This is a genomic window from Lampropedia puyangensis (genome assembly GCF_004833285.1).
Lineage (GTDB): Bacteria > Pseudomonadota > Gammaproteobacteria > Burkholderiales > Burkholderiaceae_C > Lampropedia > Lampropedia puyangensis.
In genome coordinates this window covers 1-10,963 of the sequence record NZ_STFG01000037.1, presented here as the reverse complement: position 1 = coordinate 10,963, position 10,963 = coordinate 1, and the positions used below count along the sequence as shown (strand labels likewise).

Annotated in this window: 3 protein-coding genes and 2 pseudogenes; 4 read left to right on the top strand and 1 reads right to left on the bottom strand. The window is 54.0% G+C overall.

The window, feature by feature from the left end; translation table 11 throughout:
- The 4 genes and pseudogenes from E9531_RS17560 to E9531_RS16910 form a co-directional block, all read left to right on the top strand.
- Nucleotides 1-387: pseudogene (locus E9531_RS17560) on the top strand (hypothetical protein); the annotation flags it as partial.
- A gap of 16 nt (nucleotides 388-403) precedes the next feature.
- Nucleotides 404-4,675 carry an Ig-like domain-containing protein gene (locus E9531_RS16920; protein WP_136574952.1) on the top strand — a complete coding sequence of 1,424 codons (4,272 nt, stop codon included), beginning with the start codon at nucleotides 404-406 and terminating at the stop codon, nucleotides 4,673-4,675.
- Nucleotides 4,676-4,772: 97 nt separating this feature from the next.
- Nucleotides 4,773-5,141 (top strand): thioredoxin domain-containing protein, encoded by a 369-nt coding sequence (locus tag E9531_RS16915; protein ID WP_136574951.1) that lies wholly within the window; start codon nucleotides 4,773-4,775, stop codon nucleotides 5,139-5,141.
- A gap of 87 nt (nucleotides 5,142-5,228) precedes the next feature.
- Nucleotides 5,229-9,659 (top strand): RHS repeat-associated core domain-containing protein, encoded by a 4,431-nt coding sequence (locus E9531_RS16910; RefSeq protein ID WP_136574950.1) that lies wholly within the window; start codon nucleotides 5,229-5,231, stop codon nucleotides 9,657-9,659.
- A gap of 893 nt (nucleotides 9,660-10,552) precedes the next feature.
- Here E9531_RS16910 and E9531_RS16905 read toward each other — a convergent pair.
- A pseudogene (locus tag E9531_RS16905) lies at nucleotides 10,553-10,930 on the bottom strand (transposase); the annotation flags it as partial.
- Between the last annotated feature and the right edge of the window lie 33 nt (nucleotides 10,931-10,963).

Below are 10,963 nucleotides of genomic sequence, written 5' to 3'. Positions count from 1 at the left end.
CTGGGTTCTACCCAGATTGAAGCAACGGCTGTTGGCTCCAGCCCTTCGGCACTGACCGTTGAGACGGTCATGCCGAAGCTGATTCTGCAAAGTGTTCCTAACACGATAGTTGCTGGCCGAACGCAAGGCAGCATCCGAGCTGTCAGTGACGTGCCAGGTGCCTACCACTCCAGCTCGTTCTCTGCTGCAGTCGCTTACACCATTACTCTCACCACTTCCGTCCCCTCGGTGGGCACGATCACCCCCTCGGTGACGTGGGCAGCAAACTCTACCAGCTCGCAGGCGGCAACCTTCACGGCGGTTGCCCCCGGCGACACCACCATCACCGTCAGCGCCCCCGGTTTTGAGCCCGCAACCAGCGCGGCCATCACCGTAACCGCCCCATAACAAGAAGGAGATGGCTATGAAACACTCCCACACATTGATGGCTTACACCGCAGTCAAAACAGGTTTGCATCGCTTGCTTGCCTTGTGGTGTTTTTTTGTACTCGTATGGATGACAGCCTTGCAGCCCGCCCACGCCGCTGGTGATGCGCAACTGCTGATTCAAGACGGTGTCGTCGTTAAATTCGGCCCAGGTTCAGGCCTATATGTGCGCGATAAACTGCAAACGGGCGCAGGTGTAGTGCTCAGCTCCGCGCACGATGACAGCTTGCACGGCCCCAGCACTCATGCCAGCAGCGCACAGCCCGCTGCCGGTGATTGGTTGGGACTGATGCTGGATGCCAGCGTGACCCCTGCCAATGTGCAGCTCAACGGCTTGGGCATTCGGTATGCAGGCGGAACGCAGGGATTGCCAAGCCATTTGCAAGGTGGGGCGGGTTTGACCATCAGTGGGCAAGCCTATACCTTCAGCCGTTTGGACTTGAGAGAGAACAGCGTCGGCCTGCGCGTTGTCGGGGCAGGCAGCCCGTTGATTTTGGAGTCCAGCATTCGCAATAACGCAGTGGGGGTTTTGGCAGAGCAGGGTGCCGTGCCCACACTCAGTGTTTCCAGCATTGCAGACAACAGCGACTATGGGGTGCGCAATACCAATCCCACCACCATCGTTGATGCCCAAGGAAACTGGTGGGGCCATGCCAGTGGCCCTCGGGATGTTACAGGCAACCCCACAGGCCAAGGCAACCGTGTCAGCAGTGGCGTGAACTACGGCCAGTTTTTGGTGGAGGAACCTGCACTGACTTGTGCCATCACCCCGACGCAAGGCTACATCACCCGTGCAAGAGCCATTGAGTTGCGTCTGGATTGCCCGCAAGCGGCCCAATACCGTTTGAGTGAGAACCAAAGCACCTTAGAGAGCCAGCCGTGGTTGGACATGGCGGGCCATCCCACCTTAGCCAGCTACACCCTGAGCACTGGCGCGGGAGACAAAACCGTGTTTGTGCAATTCAAAACCGCACAAGGCAGCACCAGTGTATTTGGCCTTTCACAAGCCATTGCCTATATTCCTGAAGGCCCTTTGACGCAATGGTTACAGCCTGCAGCCAATGCAGTACTGGAACAAAACACGACATTGGTCGTTTCTGTCACAGACCCTGAAGGCATTCGAGAGGTTGAGTTTCTGCAGGGCACTAAGCGCATTGGGGTGGTCAGCCAAGCCCCGTATGAAGTGCTCTGGAACTTGACGGGTGTTGCCAATGGCACGCACCAACTGACAGCCAAAGCCACCAACTTCTTAGGCCTGAGCAGCAGCGTCAACCGCACGGTCACCGTGCAAAGAACGGGCGGAGCAGGTCCTACGCTGGTAGCCAGCTTGAATGGTGAAGAGTTGCAGCCCAATGTCACATTGACCCAACCAGGCCAATTGCAAGTGACCGCTGAAAGCGAGGTGGGGATTGCCTCTATCACCGCGCAGGTCAATGGTGTCGATGTGTTCTCACGCACCTACGCCAACATCAGTCCCGCATCGGCCAGCCAGTTCGTTGACTTCGCACAGCTGCCTAATGGTACGCATCAATTGATCATTAACGCGACCGATGCCAACGGTGTTGCTACCGCATTGACGATTCCCTTCACGTTGGCATTGCAGGCACCTGCAGCGCCTGTCATTCACAGCCCGTCAACAGGGGCTTTGGTTGGCGTTGCCAATCTGGCCGTCAGTGGTGTTGCTACGGCCGGTTCGCAAGTGCAGCTGTACCTCAATGGCAACAGCATTGGCAGCCCTGTAACGGCCTCTACTAATGGCGGGTTCGGCCTAATGATTACGTTGCCTGCGGCGGGGCAGCACCAATTGCATGCCACGGCCACCAATAGCCGAGGCACGAGTGCGCAAAGCGCGTCGGTTGTGGTGACGTATGAAGCCTCTGCACCCACCGTCGCCTTTGCAAGCCCATCAGACAACGCCCAGTTGACGGCTGCCGCTGATACGCGTGTTTCAGTTAGTGTGACCGCCAGTGCGGCCAGTGGCATTGCCCAAGTGCAACTGTTTGCCAATAGCCAAGTATTGGCCACGCTTAATGATGCGCCATACACCACCCAATGGTCATTGGCGAATTTGCCAGCAGGCACCTACACCTTGCGTGCGGTTGCCACCGGCCAAAACGGTGTGACGGCGACTGCCACGCGGCAGGTCAATGTCAGTGCACCGACCATCCCTGTCGCACCACCGACTCCTTATACAGGGAAAGTGCAAAGTGTGACCCCTCAGCACTCATTCGGCCAAGACCCCATCGTGATCCAAGGGCAAGCCCTCAACCGCGAGAGTGGGCAACCACAGGCGAACGCCGTATTGCGTCTGCTGTTCAAAGTAGGCGGGTTTGAGCGCCGCATCAATCTTGCCAGCGATGCGACAGGCCAGTTCCGCTACGAATTCATTCCGCAAAACAGCGACAGTGGAATGTATGAAGTCGCAGCCATGCATCCTGACGAAACCGACTTTACCGCGCAATCGAGCTTTAGTATCAACCGCTTGAGTTTCTCGCCTGATGGGTACAGCCTCAATGCGGCGCGAGAGTTTCCTAGCACCATCACCATCCAGGCCAGGGCCAGTGGTGGCACAGGGGCTCCAGGTGTGCGCTGGGTGGCAGAACCTGCCAATCAACCAAGTGGCAGTTTGCCACCGGGCATCAGCCTGGATCTTGGCAGCCCCATCGATGTCCCTGCAGGCCAGACCGTGCCCATGCTCGTGCGTTTTACGGGTAGCAGCAGTGCAGGAGAGACGGGCACCGTTGTGCTTACCGCTTACGCCAGTGATACGAGCAACAGCCCACGTGGGACGTTCACTATCTCTTACCGCTTGAGCAACGCGACCCCTAGCCTGTTTGCCAAACCCACCTATGTAGAAACAGGCGTTCAGCAAGGTAATAGCGTGACAGAGCAGGTCACCATTGGGAATCGTGGCTTGGTGGCAGCACAGAACGTGCGCATTCGCTTGGTCGATCACCAAGGCAATGCAGCGCCCAGCTGGATCTTCCTCTCTAGCAGCTCTAATATCGGTGCGGTCAATGTGGGTGCTGAAGTACCAATTCAAGTCACGGCCAGTCCAGGCGTTAATGTGGCCGATGGCATCTACAACTTCCGCATCTTGGTCGATGCCGATAACCAAGGACAAGGCAGCATCCCTGTCTCTGTAGCGGTGACCCAAAGCGGCGAAGGCGGCGTGATCTTCAGCGTCAGTGACATTTTCACCGACACGCTGGACAGCAACGGTCAAGCCATTCAAGGTGTAAACAACGCGCGCATTCGCCTACAGAACGAGGCCGTGCAAACACAAGTTTTCACGCTCACCACCGATGCGACAGGCCGCGCCAGTATCGACAATATCCCTCCGGGCACCTACGTTTACCGCGCCAGTGGCCCACGCCACAGCGACAAGAGTGGTCGGATATTTGTGCGGCCAGGCATCAGCATTCGTGAGCACGTGCACCTGAGCTACCAAACCGTGAGCGTGGATTTCAGTGTCACGGAGACCACGATTCAGGATGAGTACAACATTGTGTTGGAAGCGACCTACCAAACTCAGGTGCCAGCGCCCGTTGTCTTGCTCGAACCTATGGCAATCAACCTGCCTGATCTGCAGATTGGGGAGGAATTCACGGGTGAGTTAACACTGACCAACTACGGCTTGGTGCAGGCAGAGAATGTCAAATTCAATCCTCCAACGAGTGATGAATACTACACATACGAGTTTTTTGCGGAGATTCCCAAAGTACTGCCAGCCAAAACACGTATTTACATCCCTTATCGTGTGACAGCCAAAAAACTGCATCCCAAAGGCATGGGTTTTATGCGCACCCCGACCGATGACTGGAATAGCGAACTACAGAAAAATGTGGCAAGTCTCTTCAGCGCAAAGGCCAGTAGCTGCTCCAGCTATGCGCAGCAAGCGACAGGCGGATGTGATTGGGTCTGTGCCAATGGTGAAGTCGAAAGCTCCTCTTTTGGAACCACGTTCAGTCGCTTAGTGGGCGCAAGCTGTGGTGCAGGCACGACCTCACAAACATGGCCTTACAAACCTCCGCCACCACGTCCAGGTTCGCCTTGGGGAGTGGGAGGCTATCCGGGCGGCAGCGGCGGCATTCCATTGGCCCCTGGCTGCACGCCCCATTGCCCCGCTTGTGATTGCGGTATGGGCGGTGCGGGTGGCGGTGGCGGCGGCGGCGGCGGCGGTAGTTTTGGAGGTAGCGGTGGTGGAGGCTCAGCAGGCGGCTCCCCTCCCAGATTTTCTTCTCGCTAAACCGAGTCAGCTTAAATTGAGTCAGTATGGCCTGTTTGTCTTGTCTTAGTGACGCTGCACAGGCGAGTGCCAGCCATTCAACTTCATCGGACTGTGTATGTTTAAAAATCTTTTAATCATCGCCATTGTGGCGGTTGTGGGGTATCAGGCCTGGGGCTGGGTGCAAACCAAACGCGTGCCCCCGCTGCACGATCAAGCCTATTTGGTCGTGTACGGGCGAGACTCCTGCGGTTTTACCCAGCAAACGCTCAAAGACCTGCGCGCTGCGGGAATTCCTCACCAATACCAAAGTGTCGATGACCGCCAAGTCGCCAATGTGTTGCACACCCGTATGAAGCAGCATGGCATCAGCACCAAACGGTATGACCTGCCGGTGGTCGATCTCAACAACGCCTTCAGCATCCGACCTGACAACTCCCAACTGGTTGCACAGGCACGCAAACTGCCTTTGCAAGCCATTGAGTAAAGTCGTTCGTTGCGACCCATTACTATCAATTGCGACCCATTGCGCACCATCACCACAGAATAAATACAGAAATTTTTAGAGGGCTCCATGCATTCCAAATCCACCAGCAGCGTTGTAACGCCTGCCAGCTTTAATCTCCAACATTGGTACGCCATGCGCTTTCAAAACATCAAAGGCGCATGTCTACGTGTCAAACCATCACACTTTGCCCATTTAGTCCGCGCTGTGATGGTCAGTGCAGTCTTGGCATACACGCCCCTCCAAGCCCAGCCACTTGGCACAGACCCGTGGGTAGGCGACATCGCCATCTCCACGGGTCTGCAGGTGAGCAGCAGCGCCCCCACAGTGCGCCAACCCAACAACGAATACCGCGAGAGCAACATCGACCTGCGTGTGGCGGCCCTAGGCGGCCCCATCGACATCGCCCGTTCGTGGAGCCAAGGCCGCTGGTGGCTCAACCCCGCCTGGGGTCCTTTGAATTTTGAGCTTGACCCCCTAGGCGGCACCCCCAACGTCATCGAACGTGCAGGCCTCTTGTACGAACGCAGTGGTTCAGACAGCCTCTTCATCTCATCAGCCAATAGCTACGCCCCCGTCTACATCCGCAAAACCACCTCCAACGCCTACAGTGGCACTGGTGAAGGTTGGCAGTGGTACGACCGCCTAGGCAACACCATCGACTACGACAAAGACGGAAGAATCCTCGGCTACGCCAACCCCAGCGGCATCAAAGTCAGCTTCGCCTACGACAGCGCCAATCAAATCCGTATCCTCGACCATCTCGATCAAGTCGCCTACACCCTCACGCTTGAGAATGGCCTTATCACCAAGGTGGCCGACCGGGCAGGCCGAAGCGTCAGCTACAGCTGGAGCGGCAGCGGCGACAATAGACGCCTAGCCCAAGTCACCGACGTAGCTGGCGAGACTTGGCAGTACCAATACAACAGTGACGGCCAAATCACCAAACGCATCGACCCCTTAGGAGAGGCCGCTGGTGACACCATCACCGTCCAATACGCCTCCAGCGTCGTTGCCCCACCAGCCCAACTCACCTTAGGCAGCAAAGGCCAAACCTACGACCCTAGTGGCAGCAGCGGCACCACCAAGAAGCTTAAAAACATCTGGGGAGCAGGGCGCGTAGCCCAACTCACCAACAGCCGTGGGCAAGACACCGCCAGCACCCAATACCTCAAAGAAAGCCGCCAATTCCTCGTTAACGAAACCGACTACCGAGGCAACAGCATCCAAGTCACCTACGACTTAGCAGGTTTTGAGCTCAAACGCACCTTCAATGGTAAAACCACCAACACCCGTCAATGGGATGGCAACTTCCACGCCGCCGTCACCAACGCCCGTGGTTTAACCACCAAGTACGACTACGACCACAACCGCCAGATCACCAAAACCATCCACCCCGATGGAAGCCAAGAGAGCAGCCAATACAACGACAAAGGCCTCAGAACCCGGTACACCAACGAACTGGGCATCGTCAGCACTTGGGACTACGACAGTGCAGGGCGAGTCACCAAACAAGTAGAGGCCCTGGGCACCCCAGAGCAACGCACCACCACCTGGACGTACAACCAGTATGGCCTGCTCACCCAACACGTCATCAGCCAAGACGGCAACGCCCAATCCCCTGATTCAATCGTCATCACCTACACCTACGACACCTACGGCAACACCAAAACCATCACCGATGCCGAAGGCAACACCACCCAACTCACCTACGACCTAGTAGGTAACCCCAAAACCAAGACCGACCCCTTAAACCGAGTCACCACCTACACCTACAACGCAAGAAGCCAACTGGAAGCCCAAACCAGCCCCATGGGCCACACCAGCCAAGTGCAATACGACGACCGAGGTCAGAGAGTCAAAACCACTGACCCGCTGGGCCACTTTGCCACGACCACCTACGACAAACACGGCAGAGTTAAAACCCAGACTGACCAGGAAGGGCACACCACCAGCTTTGAGTACAACAGCTACGGTGACCTGATTAAAACCACCAGTGCCGAAGGTGTCACCAACACCACCAGCTACGACAGTGAAGGCAGACCCCAAACCCAGACCGACGCACACAACAACGTCATCACCTACACCTATGGTGAGAAGGAAACGGCCAATGCCGATCTCTTGATCAGCATCACCTATCCCAAGAACCTGCAAACCCTCTACCAATACGACCAAAGAGGAAGAAGAACCGTCAGCACGCAAAAGGCTGGCAGTGGTGCGAACATCGGGCAAGAACTCAGAACCATCACCACCTACGACGCAGCAGGGCGCACGGTTGCCACCACCAGCCCGGCAGACAAGACCACTACCACCGACTACGATGCCAGAGACCGCATCATCAAAACCACCGATCCGGACAACTTCAGCACGCTCTACAGCTACGACATTCAGGACAACCAAGTCACGGTCACGGATGCCAACCAGAATGTGCACCGGTTCCAATACGACAAACTCAGCCGCCTCAAAGAAGAAACAAGGCCAGAAGGTGGCAAGACCACGTATGAATACGACAACGCCAGTCAGCTCAAACTGCGCACCAATCCCGATGGCGATACCAACGCCATCGACTATGACGATGATGGCCGAATCATCAAAGAAACCAAAACCAGCCATGTTGCTGATGCAGTCAGAAAAGCAGCTCTGAGCCAAGTGGTCACATACAGCTACAACGATGCCGGCCAGAGAACCGGCTACGAGCAAAAGGACGGAGCAGGCCAACTCATCAGTCAAGCCATCTACACCGTGGACAAGCTGGGTAGAAGCCAACAAGAAAAAATCACCTACGGGGAAGGTGCAACCCAAGTCACGGCCACCATTGGCCAGACGTGGAACGGGGACGGCCAGAAGACCAGCCAGACCTATCCAAACAACACGACGGCCAACTTCACCTATGACAAGGGTTATCTCAAAACGGCCAGCCAGCCAGGAACCAGTGACACCATCACATGGGCAAGCTATGACTGGAATCTGCCCACAGAGATTCAGTACCCTGGTGCCAAACGCACGAATAGCTACGATGGGTTCTACCGTTACCAGCAAATCAAAACAGACAGCACAGCAGCCACGCAGCAAAACATCCTGAACCTGGCCTACCAGTACGACTTGGACAGCAACATCACGCAGATTCAAAGGCAAGTAGGAGCCAACATCCAAGGCACCACCGACTACGGCTATGACAACCTGGACCGGCTCACTAGCGTCCAGCCCAGCCAAAGCCTGCAAGACTTGGGTTTACCGACTGAGCAATACACGTACGACCCCGTACACAACCGCAAAAGCAGTGCGCACCAGCCAGGGGAGTGGAAGTACGAGACAGGCAACCGGCTGGAGCAATGGGGCTATGAGCAAAGCCAGATCAACTATGGGTACAGCGAGGCGGGCAATATCACAGAAGAAGTGCACACCCATGCCAGCAAGACCAGAACGTATGAATACGATGCCTCTGAGCGGCTGACGACGGTCAAGGACGACAATCAAACGATTGCCACGTACCAGTACGACCCGCTGAACAGACGGATCAGCAAGACAGTAGGACAAGCATCGACCCTGCAGACCACTTACTTCGTCTATAACAATGAAGGCTTACTGGCAGAGATCAGAAAGACAGGCAGCAACCAGCATCAAGCCAAAACCTATGGGTGGGAGCCCAATGCGCCTTGGGGCACCAAGCTGATTTGGCAAGCCGATCATGCCCAAACGCCAAACAATACAACAAGCAGCACCTACCACTTCATCCAAAACGATCATCTGGGCACGCCGCAGATTGCCACAAACCGAGCAGGCCAGGAGACTTGGAGCATGGTGGCTGAGAGCTTTGGGGAGACGACTGTCTCAGCAACAGCTAGTGCGGAATTGAATATTCGGTTCCCTGGGCAGTACTTTGACCAAGAAACGAACACCCATTACAACTTCCACAGAGACTACAATCCAGCAATGGGCAGGTATATTGAGAGTGACCCGATTGGATTAGATGGAGGTCTGAATATTTATTCTTATTCAGATGCGAATGGAATTATGATAATTGATCCAAGTGGACTTAAGTCAGTAGTGCGCTGCAGGCCTGTGGGCTCCCCTGGAGGAGAGCCTAGTTGGAAAGTTCGGATGGCAAGAGCATTGGGTGGTGAGCATTGTTATATTGTTTTGAATTGCGAGAATATAAATGGAATACATGTAAGTTATCTTGGAAATGGAATGAACATTATCGACCCATCCAAAGATAGTAACAACGATACAGAATATTCAAGAATTGGTGAATTTAGAACATTATATATTCTTGAACCTACACCAAAGAGCTGCGACATCGATGATTGCAGGATGGAAAGATGTATTTTGGGAGAGGCTGAATTGTTGAAGAGTAAAAACTATCGAGTTCCTGGATATAGTGCTGTAAGTGGTCCAAATTCAAACTCTGTGGTTCTTAGACTTGTCAGTAAGTGTCAGGGCGCAGTTTTTGGAGATGGTCCGCCTACTGGATGGAGTTCAGGAGGCACGGGGTTCTGATGAAATACATTTTTCATTTATTCTGTTTTACTCCAACTTTAATATATGCAATTTTATCTATAAATTCTATTTACAATTACATCAACTTCGATGAAGATTTAAATAAAAACTCACCCGAAGATTTTTTAGGTTTTGGTTTTTGGTTTTATTTCTTATTATTTATTTCTATTCAAATATTTTTAAACTATGTATTCGTAAGAAAAATTGGTTTACAATTTGTGATGTGTGTGTCGGTGATTTTTTTTATTTTTGCTATTGTTGATTATTTTTTTTATATTCGCACATTAAATGGAATGGGGCTTTGATGCTCAATTAAAGCAACCACGACCACTGTACGGCGGGTAGCGTAGGGCTGGTCAAGACCCGCCTTCTGATTCCTCCTTGCAGCGTGCTTGATCAACCAATGGCGGGTTACGCTTCGCTCCAACCCGCCCTACGCATCACTGGCAAAAGGTGTTGGTTGTGTATGTATGGCTTCGGCTGATTGCCCCCAATCCAGCAGCAAACGCTCTTCGCCGACATAACGATGAAAACTGGAATAAGGCCAATTTTTAACATGTTGCACATGGCCATGCTCGACCGGGTTGGGGGAGCTTACGGCTCCCCACGCGGAATAATTCCTCCCTAAGTTTTTTGCACCATTATCAATACATATGCTTAAAAACCTCCTCATCCTCGCAGTCGTCGCCATCATCGGCTACCAAGTGGGGCTATGTGCAAACTAAGCGCGTAGCCCCGCTGCATGATCAAGCGTATTTGGTGGTTTATGGGCGTGACAGCTGTGGGACACCTCTCGCAACCCAGTCTAAATCAGCAAATTTTTGGTCCGAGCAGGGTTTGAAGCAAAAAATCGCGCGTAAATCGTCTCAAGCAGGGCCTTTTGCCCTATTTTCTTAGCCTTTTGCTGTTTGTGGGCGCAATTGCATCTTTGAGGACTTGATTTTGTAGAAGGCATCAACACCTCGGTGCAGGAAAGAGGCCAGGCGTTTGAGGTTGTAGCAAGTAGCCATCATCGTCATGGCCACCGCAGCTCTGGCCATGCCAATGGTGCGGATGTGTTTGCCGCCCATGTGCCGTATGCCTGCAAACACATGCTCTACCTTAGCTCTTGTCTTGACAATACGCTGGTTGCGCTTTTGTGGGCACTGGCTCAATGGCTTGTTCTTGTGCGCTTTGCGCTGAATGCCTTCTTTAAAGCCCAGTGCTTTGAGCATCTCGCGCCTTTGGGCACTGTCATAACCTTTGTCTGCATCTACTTGTTTGCCTGTGTTGAATCACACCGGATTTGATGGAGGCTAGTTAGT